At 75.0% G+C, this 15,787-nt stretch carries 17 protein-coding genes; 10 read left to right on the top strand and 7 right to left on the bottom strand.

Features of this window, described 5'->3' with window-relative positions; all coding sequences use genetic code 11:
- Nucleotides 1-83 precede the first annotated feature (83 nt).
- A complete protein-coding gene (locus tag VNL12_RS15615; protein ID WP_325595868.1) occupies nt 84-518 on the bottom strand; it encodes a hypothetical protein in 435 nt (144 codons plus the stop codon).
- 152 nt (nt 519-670) lie between these two features.
- Here VNL12_RS15615 and VNL12_RS15620 point away from each other — a divergent pair, with 152 nt between their 5' ends.
- A complete protein-coding gene (locus VNL12_RS15620; RefSeq protein WP_325595869.1) occupies nt 671-2,173 on the top strand; it encodes a gamma-glutamyltransferase in 1,503 nt (500 codons plus the stop codon).
- A 77-nt stretch (nt 2,174-2,250) separates the two neighbouring features.
- Here VNL12_RS15620 and VNL12_RS15625 read toward each other — a convergent pair whose 3' ends face one another.
- From VNL12_RS15625 to VNL12_RS15640, 4 genes are all read right to left on the bottom strand, one after another.
- A complete protein-coding gene (locus VNL12_RS15625) occupies nt 2,251-3,792 on the bottom strand; it encodes an alkaline phosphatase family protein (RefSeq protein WP_325595870.1) in 1,542 nt (513 codons plus the stop codon).
- 147 nt (nt 3,793-3,939) lie between these two features.
- On the bottom strand, nt 3,940-4,779 hold the full coding sequence (locus tag VNL12_RS15630; RefSeq protein WP_325595871.1) for a hypothetical protein: 840 nt from the start codon (nt 4,777-4,779) through the stop codon (nt 3,940-3,942).
- 52 nt (nt 4,780-4,831) lie between these two features.
- Nucleotides 4,832-5,497, bottom strand: a complete 666-nt coding sequence (locus VNL12_RS15635; RefSeq protein WP_325595872.1) for a TetR/AcrR family transcriptional regulator — start codon at nt 5,495-5,497, stop codon at nt 4,832-4,834.
- Between the two features lie 168 nt (nt 5,498-5,665).
- Nucleotides 5,666-6,127: a nuclear transport factor 2 family protein gene (locus tag VNL12_RS15640; protein ID WP_325595873.1), complete on the bottom strand. Its 462-nt coding sequence runs from the start codon at nt 6,125-6,127 to the stop codon at nt 5,666-5,668.
- Nucleotides 6,128-6,232: 105 nt separating this feature from the next.
- Between VNL12_RS15640 and VNL12_RS15645 the strand changes: the two genes are divergently transcribed.
- From VNL12_RS15645 to VNL12_RS15665, 5 genes are all read left to right on the top strand, one after another.
- Nucleotides 6,233-6,583: a hypothetical protein gene (locus VNL12_RS15645; RefSeq protein ID WP_325595874.1), complete on the top strand. Its 351-nt coding sequence runs from the start codon at nt 6,233-6,235 to the stop codon at nt 6,581-6,583.
- Nucleotides 6,584-6,749: 166 nt separating this feature from the next.
- Entirely contained in the window at nt 6,750-7,568 is an 819-nt protein-coding gene (locus VNL12_RS15650; protein ID WP_325595875.1) for a PD-(D/E)XK nuclease family protein, read from the top strand.
- Nucleotides 7,569-7,577: 9 nt separating this feature from the next.
- Nucleotides 7,578-8,267: a phosphatase PAP2 family protein gene (locus tag VNL12_RS15655; RefSeq protein ID WP_325595876.1), complete on the top strand. Its 690-nt coding sequence runs from the start codon at nt 7,578-7,580 to the stop codon at nt 8,265-8,267.
- A 51-nt stretch (nt 8,268-8,318) separates the two neighbouring features.
- The gene (locus VNL12_RS15660; RefSeq protein WP_325595877.1) at nt 8,319-8,918 is read left to right on the top strand and encodes a DsbA family protein; all 600 of its coding nucleotides are present in this window, start codon (nt 8,319-8,321) and stop codon (nt 8,916-8,918) included.
- 175 nt (nt 8,919-9,093) lie between these two features.
- Nucleotides 9,094-10,479 (top strand): wax ester/triacylglycerol synthase domain-containing protein, encoded by a 1,386-nt coding sequence (locus tag VNL12_RS15665; RefSeq protein WP_325595878.1) that lies wholly within the window; start codon nt 9,094-9,096, stop codon nt 10,477-10,479.
- A gap of 214 nt (nt 10,480-10,693) precedes the next feature.
- Here VNL12_RS15665 and VNL12_RS15670 read toward each other — a convergent pair whose 3' ends face one another.
- Nucleotides 10,694-10,888: a hypothetical protein gene (locus tag VNL12_RS15670; protein WP_325595879.1), complete on the bottom strand. Its 195-nt coding sequence runs from the start codon at nt 10,886-10,888 to the stop codon at nt 10,694-10,696.
- Nucleotides 10,889-10,963: 75 nt separating this feature from the next.
- Here VNL12_RS15670 and VNL12_RS15675 point away from each other — a divergent pair, with 75 nt between their 5' ends.
- Nucleotides 10,964-12,442, top strand: coding sequence for a serine/threonine-protein kinase (locus tag VNL12_RS15675; RefSeq protein ID WP_325595880.1), 1,479 nt, complete (start codon nt 10,964-10,966; stop codon nt 12,440-12,442).
- 120 nt (nt 12,443-12,562) lie between these two features.
- Here the strand turns inward: VNL12_RS15675 and VNL12_RS15680 are convergent, their stop codons facing one another.
- Nucleotides 12,563-13,309, bottom strand: coding sequence for a 4-(cytidine 5'-diphospho)-2-C-methyl-D-erythritol kinase (locus tag VNL12_RS15680; protein ID WP_325595881.1), 747 nt, complete (start codon nt 13,307-13,309; stop codon nt 12,563-12,565).
- Between the two features lie 232 nt (nt 13,310-13,541).
- On the opposite strand from VNL12_RS15680, the gene VNL12_RS15685 reads away from it, so the two are divergent.
- Genes VNL12_RS15685 through VNL12_RS15695 form a run of 3 tightly spaced genes read left to right on the top strand, consistent with a single transcriptional unit; the run spans nt 13,542 to nt 15,787 of the window.
- On the top strand, nt 13,542-14,537 hold the full coding sequence (locus VNL12_RS15685) for a hypothetical protein (protein WP_325595882.1): 996 nt from the start codon (nt 13,542-13,544) through the stop codon (nt 14,535-14,537).
- 54 nt (nt 14,538-14,591) lie between these two features.
- Entirely contained in the window at nt 14,592-15,419 is an 828-nt protein-coding gene (locus VNL12_RS15690; RefSeq protein ID WP_325595883.1) for an enoyl-CoA hydratase/isomerase family protein, read from the top strand.
- 59 nt (nt 15,420-15,478) lie between these two features.
- Nucleotides 15,479-15,787 carry a hypothetical protein gene (locus tag VNL12_RS15695; protein ID WP_325595884.1) on the top strand — a complete coding sequence of 103 codons (309 nt, stop codon included), beginning with the start codon at nt 15,479-15,481 and terminating at the stop codon, nt 15,785-15,787.

The raw sequence follows: 15,787 nt of genomic DNA on the forward strand, positions 1-15,787 counted from the left end.
GGGCCGCCCTCCGGCGGGGCGTCCGGCGCGAGGCCGGGCCCGTCGGTCAACCCTGCGCCCGCCGTCACCCCTGAGCCCGGCGGTCAGCCCTGCGCCCGCCGGGCGACCCGTAGCGCGATCCACACCATGGGCACCTGCAACGGCAGCCGCAGCCAGGCGCCCCAGCTGAACGCGTCGCGGGGCGGGAAGCCGGCGTCGAGGGCCATCTGCCAGTTGCCGGGGTACACGGCAACGATCGTGGCCGCCGCGAACAGGGCGCCGGTGCGACGGGTGCGGGGCACGGCGATCATCAGGCCGCTGACGATCTCGGCCACCCCGCTCAGGTAGACGAGCAGCCGGGCGTGGCCGAGCGCCCGGGGCACGATGCGCTCGAAGCCGGTCGGCGCCACGAAGTGCACGATCCCGATGGCGACGAGCCCGACGGCCATGGCCGGGGCTAGCCGCTCGCCGTCGCTCGCTGTCGGCTCGGCCTCCTCGGTCGGGCGCTCCGCAGGAGCCGGGACGGAGGACGGGGCCATGGCCGCAGCGTAGGTCGTGCCCGTCCCCGCAACGCCCGGTGTCCGGTGAGCTGTCGCGGCCCGCCGACCACCCACCACTGATCCGTCGGGCCGACGTCGATCGCAACGGTTGACATGGGCCATGCGCGCGCGAGAAGTGGTAGGAACCCGGCGTGTCGCCCGCGACCGCATCGGCCCCGCCGACCTCCGGCGCCGACCGGTCGACGGCGATGGTCGCCGCCGGCCACCCGGCGGTGGTGGATGCGGCCTGGGAGGTCCTCGGCGCCGGGGGCAACGCGTTCGACGCGGTGGTGGCCGCCGGCTTCGCCGCCGCGGTGGCCGAGCCGTGCCTGACCAGCCTGGCCGGGGGCGGCTTCTGCGTCGGGCGTGCCGCCGACGGTGAGGAGGTCGTCGTCGACTTCTTCGTCGACACGCCGGGGCGGGGGCGGAGCACCGTGCCGGTGCCCCGCTTCGACGAGGTGCAGGTGCGCTTCGAGGCCGCCACCCAGGCGTTCCACTGCGGTCCGGGGTCGATCGCGGTGCCCGGCTGCCTGTCCGGCTACCTCCACCTCCACGCCCGCCTCGGACGCCTGCCTCTCGCCGCCGTCGTCGCCCCCGCCGCCCGGCTAGGCGCTCGAGGGGTCGTCCTGCTGCCCCGCCAGGCCGGCATCGCCGCCCTGCTCGAGCCGATCCTGCTGCGGACGTCCGACGGGCGAGCGCTCTTCGCCCCCCGGGGCCGCCTGCTGGGCGCGGGCGAGGTGTTCCGCAACCCTGATCTGGCCTCGTTCCTGGCTGACCTGGGCGCCGGCGCTGACCTCCGCTTCTCCGGCGGCACCCTGGCCGACGCCCTGCTCTCGGTGACCGGCACCGACGGGCTGGTGACGGCGGCCGACCTGGCGGCCTACGAGGTCGTCGAGCGGGCTCCTCTGGAAGTCGCCTGGCGGGGTCGACGGGTGCTGACCAACCCGGCGCCGTCGTTCGGCGGCACGCTGATCGCCGCCGCCCTGCGCCGCCTCGACCGGGTCGACCTCCCGGCGGGTGACCCTCGCTGGCCCGCAACCGTGGTGGCCGCCGCGGCCGACGTCGACCGCCACCGTCGGGCGATCCTCGACGGCGCCGGTCGCCCTCACAGCAGCCGGGGCACCACGCACGTGAGCGTGTGGGACGGCGAGGGCGGGGCCGCGTCCATGACGACGTCGAACGGCGAGTGCTCGGGCGACGTCATCCCCGGCACCGGCATCCTGGCCAACAACGTGCTCGGCGAGGACGACTTGCACCCCGACGGCTTCCACGCGGCCCCGCCCGGGCTGCGCGTCGCCTCCATGATGTCACCGACCATCGTGGTCGGTGCCGACGGCGGCACCGAAGCCGTCGTGGGCAGCGGCGGCAGCAAGCGCATCCGGGCCGCGGTGATCCAGGTCCTCCTCAACGTGGTGGTCCACGGGCTGTCACCCCGAGACGCGGTCGACGCACCCCGGGTCCACTGGGACGTCGACCACGTCGAGCTCGAGCCCGGGCTTCCTCGCGACGCCCTCGAGGCCCTGGCCGGGATCGGTCCGCTCAACGGTTGGTCCGAGCGCAGCATCTACTTCGGCGGGGCCCACCTCGTCGTGCCCGGCGTGGGCGCCGCCGGCGACCCCCGCCGCGACGGCGTCGCCCTCCCCCTCCCCCTCTGACCCCGCATCTTTGGACCCCTGAACGCTCGTCGGCGGGTCGAGCGTCCAAGGTTGGGTGATGGCGCCTCTGGCCGCAGTCAGGGGACGCCGGTGTAGATCCACGTGTAGGCCTCGTCGCGGAGGGGGACGCCGGTGGCGGCGAGAGCCTCGCCCCAGTCGCCGGTCACCTCCGGGTTGGAGTCCTCCATGCCGTGGTCGGCGACGAGGAAGAACGCGGTGCGGTCGAAGGCGCCCGAGCGCTCGACGGCAGCCAGCACCTCCCCGATGCGGGCGTCGGTGTCGCGCACCGCGGCGGCGGCGATGTCGGAGTACGGGCCGCCCTGGTGCATGGCCGCGTCGGTGAGCGACGTGTTGACCCAGGTGAAGCGGGGCCGGGGGTAGCCAATGCCCTGGTAGCCGTCGCCCCAGACGCCGAGGGTGAGCTCGAGGCCGGTGTGGTCGATGCGCGACGCCGTGCGGTACTTCTTCTCGGGTCGGACGAAGCGCTCGGTGGCGAACGGCAGGTCGTCGGCCCCGGGCGGCCGCTCGGGCCGCCCCCCGGCCCGGAGGATGTCGAAGGTGCCGAAGTCCGCCCCCCGGTCGCACGGCTCGTTGGCGGCCAGGGTGAAGGAGTCCGGCCAGGTGCGCCGCACCGCCTCGTACAGCGTCTCGACGTCACCGCGGAGCGCACCCATGGCCCATGGCCAGGTGGCCGGAGAGTTGGTGATGACCTGCTCGCCGGTGGCCCGGTCCCACCACGCGTTGTTGAGCACCCCGTGGTGGCCGGGGTGGGCGCCGGTGAGAATCGTGGTGTGGTTCGGCAGGGTCACGGTGGGGGCCGAGGAGAACGCACCGTGACCCATCGTCGTGCCCATGGCCATGAGCCGGGCCACGTTGGGCGCTTCGCCCCGCGCCGCCATGTCGTAGAGGACGTTGGCGTTGCAGCCGTCCATCAGGAAACCGACCACGTGGTCGGGCGGCGCCTCCCGCCCGTCGATGAGGTCGACCTGCGCCTCGCCGTCCTGACGCTGCAGCAGGGCATCGTCCCGCCGCCGCCCGTTGAGCCCGACCCCCTCGGGGTGCGGCGCCCCACCCATCAGGGCGAGGACGGTGGGGGCCACGTCGACCAGCCGGCAGGCCCGGGACAGGATGCCGTGGGCCTTCACGCCGGCCCCGGCGATCACGAACGGGGCCCGGGCCTGGACCACGCCCATCGAGCCGTGCTCGCCCCGCTCGCCGCCGTGGTCCTCCCAGTTGTGGGCCGCGGTGTGCTGGCAGATCACGTCGGGCGCGGCCGGGTGGTCGAACACCTGGGCGACCATCTCGTAGGCGAACGGGTAGCTGGTGCGGTCCCGGGTGGGCCAGGGCACGGCCCGCTCGTCGGCCAGCGGGCTGAAGCGGTCGGTCGCCTGGTCGCCGAGCGGGTTGCGGCCCTCCACGAGGGTCTCGGTGAAGGCCCACCCGGCCCCGTCGTCGGCCCGGGTGAAACGGACCCGCCCGTCGACGGCCCGAGCCTCGTAGCCCTCGTCATCGGCGATGACCACCAGGTCGACGATGGGGGCGAGAGCGCGGTCGAGCAGGGCGCCGACCACGGCCTCGACCTCCTCGGCGTCGGGCAGGAACGCGGGAGGCGTGCGCATGCGCGGGACGCTACCGACCCCCGGTGAACCGTGCCGGCCCTCCTGGTGACGCGGCGGTCGACGTCGGGTGACCAGCGGGGAGGCGCTCAACCCCCCGACCGCCCGGGCTGCCGACACGGCTCCGAAGCCCGCGGGGCAGCGCGCCGGTCAGGGGTGGGGGACGGTCTCGATGGCTTCGCGCAGCACGACCCCGGCGGCCAGGCGGACGAGGGGCTCGACGTCGCCCTGCAGCACGACGAGGACATCGGCGTCCATGCCGTCGACGACCTCGGCCCGGCCCCGTCCGACCCGGACCGTCGCCGTGCTGGCCCCCGAGCGCAGGCCGATGGACAGGACGGTCGGCGAGCCGAGCACCACGGCCCGCACCGCAGCGTTGCCCAGCAGCACCGGGACGGCCTCAGCAGCGAGGGCCCCGAGCAACCCCACGGCCGGGTCGTCGGCCCCTTCGACCTCCGGCACCGGCGGCGCCAGGCGAGCGAGAGCGCCGAGGACCGCCCCGGTCACGAGCGCCGGTGCCGCGGCGGCCACGCCCAGCGCGGCCAGGGGCAGGTCGACGACCGTCCCCGGCGAGAGGCGACCGGTGAGCACCGCGGCGATGACCCTCCGGGTTCGGGCCTCGACCTCGGCCTCGACCCGGCCCCGTACCGCAACGGCCCGCACCCCCCGCACCGCCGAGGGTGGCAGGACGCCTTCGAGGGCGGCGTGGGCTACGGGGTGACCGGCCGCCGCTACGGCTCGGGCATGGGCGGCGAGGGCGAGGCGGACGTCGCCGTCGGGCACCCGACCCGCGAACGACCGCCACCCCTCGTGCACCCAGGCCATGGCCGAGGCCCCGTGCGCGTGGGCGACGGCGACCAGCACGTCTTCCCGGAGCGCGGCGGGCACCGGTGCGCCCGGGACCGTGCTGCGCAACGCGGCCGGCAGTGTGAGCGCCGCCTCGACGGCCCAGGCTGCGGCGGCACGGGGACCGCGGAGGGTCGGCGTCACGACCGCGACCCCGACCAACCGAACTGCCACCCTGGTGGGTCTCCTGAGCCCATCATGGCGGCGCTTTGCCCATTCCCAGAACGAGGCGCAGCAGCGCGGCCATCACCGCGGCAGCCTCGGCCGGGCTGCGACCGTCGAGGGTGCGGAGCACGTCCCATGATGACCAGGTGGCGGTCACGTCGAGCATGTCGAGCACCTGCTCGCGCCGGTCGTCGGCCACCACGACCAGCTCCCGTTCGAACACGGCGGCCAGCTGGGCCCGGAAGAAGCCGTGACCGGCCTTGACCCGCTCGCGGATGGCGGGCGAGACCGGCGCGTGGACCGCGGCGGCCCGGCGGATCGGGGTGAGGGCCTCGAGCACGCTGGCCCGCTGGGCCACGAACTCCTCGAGCCGTCGGTCGAAGGGCAGCATCGGATCGACCGGGCGCACCAGCTGAGCGATGTCGACGATCGCCCGCTCGGCGACCATGGTGAAGAGGGTCTCGAGGTCGTCGAAGTGCTGGAAGACCGAGCGGACCGAGACCCCCGCCTCCTCGGCGATGCGGGGTGCGGTGGGACGGACGTCGCCGGCGGAGACGAGGGCCACGCAGGCCTCGACGATGGCGTCGCGGGTGCGTTGGGCGCGCGCCGTGCGCCCGTCGACGGGGACGGCGGGATCCGCGTCGAGGGGAACGGGCCCCGGCGCGGGTTCCTCGGTGTCGGTCAGCCCGTCCTGCATCGCCGTGATCCTACGTGAGCGGTCCCGGCTCCCCCTGCTGATCCGCCGCCGGCGGCGGGCCGGACCCGCGGACGGGTTCGCGGCATCAACGATCCGCCGCGTCGTGGCGGGCTGACGAGCCCGGGCCCCACAACGCGCTCCGAGAGGCGGGCGGCGCCGGAGGCGCCCCTACTCCGGGCGGCCTACGACGACCGAGCCGTGGTGGGCCACCAGGCGCCACCCGTCGCCGGTGCGCTGGAGGACCTTGAGGGCTGACACCGTCGTGCCGGCCTCGTCGCCGCCCGCCCCCAGCAGGTTCTCGTCGAGTGAGACCCAGGCCAGGTCACCCTCGACGCGCACCCGCTCGTCGGTCACGAACACCTGCATCGGTGCGGACTGCTCGAAGATGGCGAACCACGACGCCGAGACCGCCGCCCATCCGTGGAGGCTCGCCCAGCCCGGGTGGGTGCACACCACCGTGTCGTCGTGGACCCAGACGTCGGACATGAGATCGAGGTCGCGCCCCTCGAAGGCGGCGTAGAAACGCTCGACGATGACGCGGACGGACTCCTCGTCGGCATCGGGCGACGGTGAGGGTGAGGGTGACGGTGGGGGTGACGACTCGATCGGGCCACGGTAGCGGTGCCCCATGACCCTGCCGTGGGGCCGAACGCACTCGGCTGGGATCCTGTCGGTCGAGCGCCCTCCGGCGAGGTCCTCCTCCTCATGATCCGTTCGGCCCGTCCGATGGACGCGGTGATGGGATGGCCACGCCACCAGGATCCTGAGGACCTCGACCGCATCCTCGACCAGCTCCCGGCCGGGTTCGTGGTGCGCGCCGTCGGGGCCGCCTGGTTCGTCCTCGGGCCCACCGGCGCCCACGTCGTCGCCCTCGACGACGGATCGGAGGCGGCGCCCCGGGCCCTCGCCCGGCTGGCCTCGGTGACCCGCTCGGCGCTGGCCGCCGAGGTGGCGTGGGTGCCCTACGTGGATGCCTTCCTGGTGACCGAGCGCGAGCAGCCCTGCCCTCCCGCCACGCGCGTCCCACCCCGCCTGATCGGGAGGCCTCTGACCGACGGACCCGCGGTGATCGCCCCGACCGCCTGAGCCGGCTGGTCATCAGCGTCGCTGCGGGTGCCCTCGACGGGCTCGCCGCCGTGGCCCCCGGTTCGGTCCGCCGCACCGTCTCCCCCGGCTGAATCGCCGGGCCGTCCCACCAGGGACGACGCGCCGGGCCGGCCCCGGTGTCGTACCCCCGGCGTACAGTCCGGTCATGGCCCTCCCGGTCCCCGTCACCCTCTCCCCGTCCAAGGTCACGTCGTTCAAGGATTGCGCTCTCGCTTTCCGTTTCTCGGCGATCGACCGCATCCCCGAGCCCACCTCGCCGGCCATGGCCAAGGGCACCCTCGTGCACAACGCCCTCGAGCGCCTCTTCGGCCTCGAGCCGCCCGAGCGCACGGTCGAGGCCGCGATCACCGTCCTGGCCGACGCCACGGCGGCGATGCGCGAGCCCGACGGTGAGCTGGCCGAGCTCGCCCTCTCCGATGACGACGAGGCCAGGTTCCTCGCCGAGGCCGAGCGCCTGGTGCGCAACTACTTCCTGCTCGAGGACCCGCGCACCATCCGACCCATCGGCCTCGAGCTGCGCCTCCAGGCGCCGGTCGGAGACCTCCAGCTCGTCGGCATCATCGACCGCCTCGAGCTCGACGGCGAGGGCGAGCTGGTCGTCACCGACTACAAGACCGGCCGGGCGCCGACCGACCGCTACGAGCAGGGCAAGATGGGCGGCGTCCACTTCTACTCGCTGCTGTGCGAGGAGCTCCTCGGCCGGCGCCCCGCTCGCGTCCAGCTGCTCCACCTGAGCGAACCCCTCGTCATCACCTCGGTGCCCACCGACCAGTCCACCCGCGCCCTGCGCACCCGGGTCGGGGCCATCTGGCAAGCAGTCACCCAGGCGTGCGAGCGCGACGACTTCCGGCCCAAGCCCGGCCCGCTGTGCAACTGGTGCTCGTTCCAGCAGTGGTGCCCGCAGTTCGGCGGCGACCCGTCGCGGGCGGCCATCGAATCCGGTGTCGCCGCAGCCGCCTCGTAGCATCGGGCCATGGCCGTGACCGAGCAGGGCAGCGACGAACCCTCATCCTCCGAGCCCGGCGGCGTCCTCGGGGGCATCGGGGGCCTCGCCGAGGACGGCCTGGCGGTCGACGCCGTGCGAGATGTGGTCGAGGACCTCGCCACCGGGCCACCGCCCGAGTGGTCCCAGCGGGTCACGTCGCGCCTCACCGGCGTCGACGACGCCGTCGACGCGCGGTTCGACCGGCTGCGGGGCCACGCCGCGATCGACCGGCTCATGTACTCGGTCACCGAGCTGGCCGACTTCAGCTTGCTCTGGCACTTGATCGGCGCCACCAGAGGGCTGCGCTCGGAACGCGACCTCGCCGAGGCCGTGCGCCTCTCGGTGGTGCTCGGCGTCGAGTCCACCGTGGTCAACGGCGTTCTCAAGTCGCTGTTCAAGCGCCAGCGGCCCCTCCCCGAGTTCGAGCGCCCGCACCACCTGCGCATACCGCTGACCACGAGCTTCCCGAGCGGTCACGCCAGTGCCGCCTTCTGCGCCGCGACCCTCCTCACCGACGGCCACTCCCGGGCCAGCAAGGTCGCCTGGTTCGGCCTGGCCGGGCTGGTCGCCTCCAGCCGGGTGCACGTGAAGATCCACCACGCCAGTGACGTGCTCGGCGGGGCCGCCGTCGGGCTGGTGGTCGGGCGCCTGGCCCGGCGCCTCTGGTCGCGCCGCTGACCGGGACGCGCCCGACGGAAGAACGTCCCCGCCGGCTCGGTTGATGGGGACATGACAACCTTCGCCGTCACCTGGGACTACCGCTGCCCCTTCGCCCGCAACGCCCACGAGCACGTGCTCGCCGGCCTGGCCGACGGCGCCGACTGGGATGTGCGCTTCGTGCCCTTCTCCCTGGGTCAGGTGCACGTCGAGGACGACCAAGCCCCGATCTGGGACCGGCCCGACGACGACAGCGGGCTGCTCGCCCTACAGGTCGGGCTGCACGTGCGCGACAGCGCGCCCGACGCGTTCCTCGCCGTGCACGGGGCCCTCTTCCGGGCTCGCCACGACGACGGCGGGGACCTGCGCGACCGCGCCGTGCTGGGCAAGGTCCTGGCGGATGGCGGCGTGGACGCCGATGCCGCCTTCGCCGCCGTCGACGACGGCTCGCTGCTCACCGCGGTGCGAGCCGAGCACGAGCGGGCGGTGAGCGAGCACGACGTCTGGGGCGTCCCCACCTTCATCCGCGACGACGCCGCCGCCTTCGTGCGCCTGATGGACCGCCCGGGCGACGACGGCGCCCACGCCCGGGCCAGCATCGACCGCGTCGTCGCCCTGCTCGGCGATGCCCCCGCCCTCAACGAGTTCAAGCGCACCTCGATCTCCAACTGAGCCACCCCTGTTCCGTGAGCGGACGACGTCGTCTGAGAGGGCATCGGGCTCAAGGTCCACCGCCACCCCGCTTCGTGAGCAGCTGACCTCGCCTCACCGGACAACGCCCTCGTTGGGCCGCCGGGTCGGCCACGGGCCGGCGGTGCCGGTCGCGGTCGCGGCGTACGCTCCGGTGGTGGACGACCGACACCTGACCGCCGTCGAGGCCCTGATGTGGACCCTCGACGGCGACCCGCACCTGTCGTCGACGTTCGCCAACGTCACCCTCCTTGACCAGCCTCCCGACGTCGAGGTCTTCCGGACCCGCATGGCCCGAGCTCTCGTGGCCGTCCCCCGCCTCCGACGCCGCGTCGAGGGCGGATGGAGCGGCCTGACGGCCCCGTCGTGGGTCGACGAGCCCGATGTCGACCTCGACCACCACGTACGCCACGTCACCCTCGACGCCCCCGGCGACGAGCGCCAGCTGCTCGACCTGGCCACCGAGATCGCCGCCGCACCGTTCGACCGGGACCGGCCGCTCTGGGAGTTCGTCATCGTCGACGGCCTGACCGACGGCCGGGGCGCCATGGTGCAGAAGCTGCACCACACCATCACCGACGGTGAGGGCGGGGTGCGGATGTCGGTGCAGTTCATCGACTTCGCGCGCGACCCGGGACCCCTCGATGACCCCGAGCCGCCACCGGGGGAGGAGCCTGCACCCACCCCGACGGGGCTAGACGCCCTGGTCGCCCCGCTGGCCGAACTGACCCGCACCCCGCTCGGGCTGGTGCGCCAGGCCGTCGAGGGCGCCGCGGCCCTCCGCGACCCGAGGCACATGGCCAGCCTGCCGGCCGACGCGGCGGCCACCGCCCGCTCCCTGGCCCGCCAGCTCGGCGTCACCGGCGAGGCCCTCTCCCCGCTGTGGCGAGAACGCACCCTCGGACGCCACCTCGAGCTGCTGCGCCTCCCCCTCGATGAGGCCAAGGCCGCGGCCACCGTCCTCGGCGGCAGCATCAACGACCTCTTCGTCGCCGGCGCCGCCGGTGGCGCCGGTGCCTACCATCGACAGCTCGACGTCGCGGTCGACGAGCTGCGCATGGCGATGCCGGTGAGCACCCGGACGAGCTCGTCGGGCCGGTCATCGGGCGGGAACGCCTTCGCCCCCACCCGGGTGCGGGTGCCCGTCGACGAGGACCCGCGGGCCCGCTTCGGAGCCATCCGCGAGCGCCTCGGGGTCACCAAGGAGGAGCGGGCGGTGGGCTTCGCCGGTGCCGTCGCCGGGCTCGGCAACCTGTTGCCCCCGCCGGTGCTGACCCGCCTGGTGCGCCACCAGACGGCCACGGTCGACTTCACCACGTCCAACGTGCGCGGCGCCCCGTTCCCGCTCTACATCGCCGGGGCCCGCATCGTGGGCAACCACCCCATCGGCCCGCTGGGCGGCACGGCCTGGAACCTCACGACCATCTCGGTCGACGGGAGCCTGGACATGGGCCTCCACGTCGACACCGGCGCGGTGTCCGAGCCGGAGCTGCTACGCACGAGCATCGAGGCCTCGTTCGAGCAGCTCTTGGCCCTGGCCTGATCGAGCGGGGCGGCGCCCGGTCGTCGGCCACGGCGGTGGGGCGCGACCGACGCACCCTCCCGTCCTGTCGGGGCCCGGCGCCACATCGGGCGCCTCAGCGCGACAGACCGTGGGCCCGATCCGGGCTGATCATCGCCGTCCCGTCGCCGCCCGGCGCCCCATCGGGCCCCTCAGCGGGGCAGCACTGCGGGCCGCGCTGAGCGTGACGGACCGGTCAGCCGGGAGAGCCCTCGCCCACGCCGGCCTCGACGACGGGCGCGTCGGCCGCCATCAGGAGGAGGCGGAGGTCGAGCAGGAGGTCCGACATCTCGGCCGACGACACCAGCTCACGGGCGGCGAGCTGCGCCAAGGACCGGTCGATGACGGTCAGCGCTTCGGCGATCACGGGGGCGTCGGTGGTCTGCGTCACGAGGGGAACCCTACCTGGCTCCCACCCCCTCCCCACGCGCGGACGCGGAGGAGTCGCGCCCGTAGGGTGCGGGCGATGCGCTACCGGGTCGTGCGCCGCCTCGGCCGAGGCGGCATGGGGGTGGTCGACCTGGCCGTCGGCGCCGATGGAGGCCGGGTGGCCCTGAAGCGCCTGTCGCTCCACGGCACCCCGCAGGAGATCGCCCGGGCCCGGGCCCGCATCCGACGCGAGGCCGAGGTGTTGGGGTCGCTCGACCACCCCGGCATCGTGCGCCTCCTCGACCTGGTGGACGACGGCGACGACCTGGTGCTGGTCATGCCCCACCTCGCCGGCGGCAGCCTCCACGACCGGGTGGTGGCCGACGGACCCCTCGATCCCGCCACGGTCGAGGTGATCGGCGACCGCCTGCTCGACGCCCTGGCCAACGCCCACCGCCAGGGCGTCGTCCACCGCGACATCAAGCCCGAGAACGTGCTGTTCACCGCAGACGGTGAACCCCGCCTGGTCGACTTCGGCGTGGCCCACGCCAGCGACCACACGCCGGGCCTGACGGCGACGTCGATGGTGGTCGGCACACCCGGCTTCATGGCTCCCGAGCAGGCGAGGGGGGAGCCGGCCAGCGCCGCGGCCGACGTCTTCTCGCTCGGCGCCACCCTTCTCTACGCCCTCACCGGTCAGGGCCCCTTCGGACCCCCCGGCACCGACCCCCGCGTGCTCATGCACCGCGCCGCGCGGGGTCGCATCGAGCGCCTGCCTCGCGAGCTCCCATCCGGCCTGCGCACCGTCCTGGCCTCGGCCCTCGAACGCCAGCCGGCGCGGCGAGCGTCTGCGGCCCGCCTGCGGGGTGGCACCGCCGGCACCAGCGCGCTCACAGGGCTGGGCGAGGCCGTGCTCCGCAACCACCGGGTGCTGGTGGGCGCGGGCGTCGGCGTGGTGGCCCTGCTGCTGCTCGCGGGGGCCATCGCCGTGGTCGCCGGCGGCGGCGACGAGGGGGGGCCGGGCGAGGCGCTCCGAACCGTCCCGCTCCCGACCGTCCCCCCGTGCGAACCCCTGCCCTACCGGCCCTGCGGGCCCGACGGTCCCCGGGAGCCGGCGCCCAACACCGACGGCGAGGCGTGCCTCGAGGGCTTCGAGGACTACGACGAGGTCGCCCGGAACGGCTGCGAGGCCGAACCCGACGGCCTCGACGAGCCGGCCCCGTTGACCGAGGACGAGCCCGAGGCGCAGGGCACGATCGTGCCCCGTGACGACATCGACCGCTTCGTGCTCCCGGTCGTCGACGCCTTCGACGTCGACTGCAGCGGGCAGCTGACCATCACCCTCACCGCCCCGGAGCCCGAGCCCGACCGGGAGCCGATGCAGCTGCAGCTCTACGTCACCCGCGGCGACCAGGTCCAAGGCGTCGAGATCAGCGCCGAGGGGCGACCTGCGGTCGTCACGATCGACGAGCGGTGCGGCCGCAGCGACACCGGCGAGCTGCAGGTGCGCGTGCGGCCCATCGGCTCGGACCGCACCGGCGAGCCCTACACCCTCACCCGCGAGGGCAGCTTCTGACCGGTGGTCCTCGGGTGCACCCATCGGCCTCGGCGGCGCGAGATCCGTCGAAACTGCCACCCTGGTTGGCCTTGCGGGCCGCTCACGGTGGCGGTTTCGGCTCAGACTGGCGGCGGCCTCTCAGACGAGCAACGGCGGGGTGGCGCGCACCATGATGCGGCCGTCGCCGGGGTGGGCACCGGGGACGAACCAGGTGCTGCCGCTGCCGGCCAGCACCGGGGTCTCACCCGTGGCCCGACCCAGCCGGTCGCGCCACTCGGCCAGGCGGGGCTCGACGCGCAGCGCGGCGGGCTCGAGGTCGTTGGGTCCCGCCCCGGTGGGGCCGCCCATCGCATCCCACGCCCGGTAGACCGCGGGGGTGGCGCAGCCGAAGGGCGGCACCACCAGGGTGTAGGTCGCCTCCACCGGCGGGAGCGGGTCGAGCACCTCCCCGATGCCGGTGACCCGGGCCCGGCCGCCCCGCAGGCAGAACGGCACGTCGGCACCGACCGAAGCCGCCGTCACGAGGTCGGCGACCCCGGCCCAACGCAGCACCGCGGCGGCGTCGGCCGACCCGCCGCCCAGCCCGCCGCCGGCTGGGATGCGCTTCACCAGCCGGACGTGGGCGGTGCGGCCGACCACCGCCAGCGCCCGCCGCACGAGGTTGTCGTCGGTGACCGGCACGCGGAGCCCGGTGGTGGTCTCGGTCACCTCGAGGCCGTCGCCCGGCCCGAAGCTCAGGGTGTCGGCCAGGTCGAGGCTGACCATCTCAGCCTCGATCAGGTGGAACCCGTCCGGACGCACCCCGACCACGCGCAGTGACAGGGTGAGCTTGGCGGGAGCGGCCACGGTCACGGCCGGGTGCCCCGGCGGCGACTCGACGTACACGCGCGCACCCTATGCGGCCTCGCCCGCCGCCATCCGCGGCGACCCTCAGCGCCAACGCCCATCCCTTGGCGCTGAGGGGTGCGTGGGCGGTCCCGGACCCCGCCGGGCAGATCCTCCGCATGGGGGCCCGGCTTCCATCCGGGCCCCCAGGGCCACCCCAGGCGCCAACGCCGCCTCGTGGGCGGCCCGCCGCCGGCGGGGCGGGTCGTGGTCCGCCTGGATGGCGAGCCGGGTGGCGCGGGTCGTCGGACCCGTCACCTGGTTCGCGGTGGCGTGGACCGCGCTCCTGGCGGTCGTCGCCCTCAGCGGTGTCGACGAGCGGCCCCTGCAGACCGCGGCGCGCCTGGTGGGCATGCCGCTGTGGTTCCTCGCCGTCCACCTGGCGCTGACGGCGGCCACGCCGGTGTGCGACCACCTCCACCGTCGGCTCGGGACCGGCGCAGTGGCGCTGTGGGTGGCACCGGTGGTGGTGGTCGACGTCCTCGCCCGGGGTACCGGTGCGGCCTGGGTCGGGTGGGCCAACTTCGCGTTCGTCTGGATGGTCGCGCACCAGGCGGGCTGGGCATGGCGCGCCGGGGCGCTCGCGCCCCGCCGATCGGCAGCGACGACGGCGGGCATCGGCCTGGCCGCCCTCGTGCTGCTCACCACCCGGTTCGGCTACCCGGTCGCCATGGTGGGCCTGGCGGGGGAGGCGTCGAACACCAGCCCGCCCACCCTCGCCCTGGTGGCGGTGGGGGCGCTCCAGGTCGGGCTGCTGGCCCTGGCCCGGCCCCGCCTCCAGGTGCTCCTCGAACGTCCCGGGCCCTGGCGGATCGTCATCGCCGCCAACGGCATCGCCGTCACTGCCTTCCTCTGGCACCTCTCGGCCCTCTGCCTCGCCGTCGTCACCGTCCTGCGCCTCGGGTGGTTCCCAACCCCCGCGCCCGGCGCCGCGGCGTGGTGGGCGCTGCGCCCCGTCTGGGTCGTGGTGCTCGTGCTGTTCACCGCTCCCCTCGTCGCCCTCTTCGCCCGGGTGGAGCTGCGGGGCCCGGTCCTGCGCCCCGTGCTCACGCGGCGCGGCGCGGCGGGGCGCACGGGATCTGCTGTGGTGGCGTTCGTTGCCGGTTGCACCCTCGTCGCCCTCGAGGGCCTGCCGGTCGTGGGCCACGGGGCCGGGTCGGTCGCCGGGGTGGTGGCCCTCGTGGCGGCCCGGCGGCTCCTGCTCGCCCCGCCCCGCAGCCCGCGCTGATGCTCGCGTTCGGGGATCTGACGCGCCGTCAGGGATCCCCCCTACGCTGCGGCCATGGCCGACGAACGACCGCTGGACGATCAGGTGCAGCACCGGGCGGAGGATGGGGTGGCGCGGATCACCCTGAACCGGCCCGAGGTCGCCAACGCCATCACCCCCGACCAGCGGGACCGGATCATCGCCCTGTTGGGCCGGGCCTCGGCCGAGCTGGCCACGCGGGCCGTCGTGCTGACCGCCACCGGCACCGCCTTCTGCACCGGGGCCGACCTCCGGGCCCCGCGGACGACCGCGCCCCGTCCCGAGGGAGCGCCCGAGCGGGCCGTGGGCGACATCGCCCGCACCATCCGCGACGGGGCCCAACGCCTGGTGGCCGCGGTGCTCGACTGCGAGGTGCCCGTCATCGCCGCGGTGAACGGCACCGCGGCGGGGATCGGGGCCCACCTCGCCTTCGCCTGCGACCTCGTGCTGGCCGCCGACTCCGCCCGCTTCATCGAGGTGTTCGCCCGCCGGGGCATCGTCCCCGACGGGGGCGGCGCCTACCTGCTCCCGCGCCTCATCGGCCCGCAGCGCACCAAGGAGCTGATGTTCTTCGGTGACGCCCTGGCCGCCACCGACGCCGAGCGCATCGGCCTCGTCAACCGCGTCGTGCCCGCGACGGACCTTGAAGCCACGGCCAAGGAGTGGGCCGACCGCCTGGCCGCCGGGCCGACGCGCGCCCACGCCCTGACCAAGGCGCTGGTGAACCGCTCCCTGGAGAGCGACCGGGCCGGCGCCTTCGCGGACGAGGCCCTCGCCCAGGAGCTGGCGCTGCACACCGCGGACGCCCAGGAGGGCATCGCCGCCTTCGTCGAGCGCCGCAACCCCACCTATCGCGGCTGGTAGGCGCGAGCCCGAGGCGCGGCGATCCGGTTGGGCCGCCCTCACCGGGTAGGGACCGGAACATGGATGATGCCGACCTGCCCCCCGACGGCGCGGCGCCCGCCGACCCGGCGCGCGACGACCCGGACCCCGTCGCCCCCCCGACGGGCGAGCTGCCCCCCGAGGACCCGACGCCGGAGGACCTCGTACCCGACGACGACGATCCTCCGGACCCCAACGACTCGTCGCTCGACCGGGCCCGCCACACCAGCGTGGGCGTGGAGGACCCCAACATCGTGGGCGAGGCCGGGCCGGTCGACGTCGAGCCCGGGCTCGAGACCGACGACGATGCCGCTGACGGGCCCGGCGACGGCCCCGGGGCCGTCGTCTAG

The organism is Iamia sp., from assembly GCF_035575815.1.
Taxonomy (GTDB): domain Bacteria; phylum Actinomycetota; class Acidimicrobiia; order Acidimicrobiales; family Iamiaceae; genus Iamia.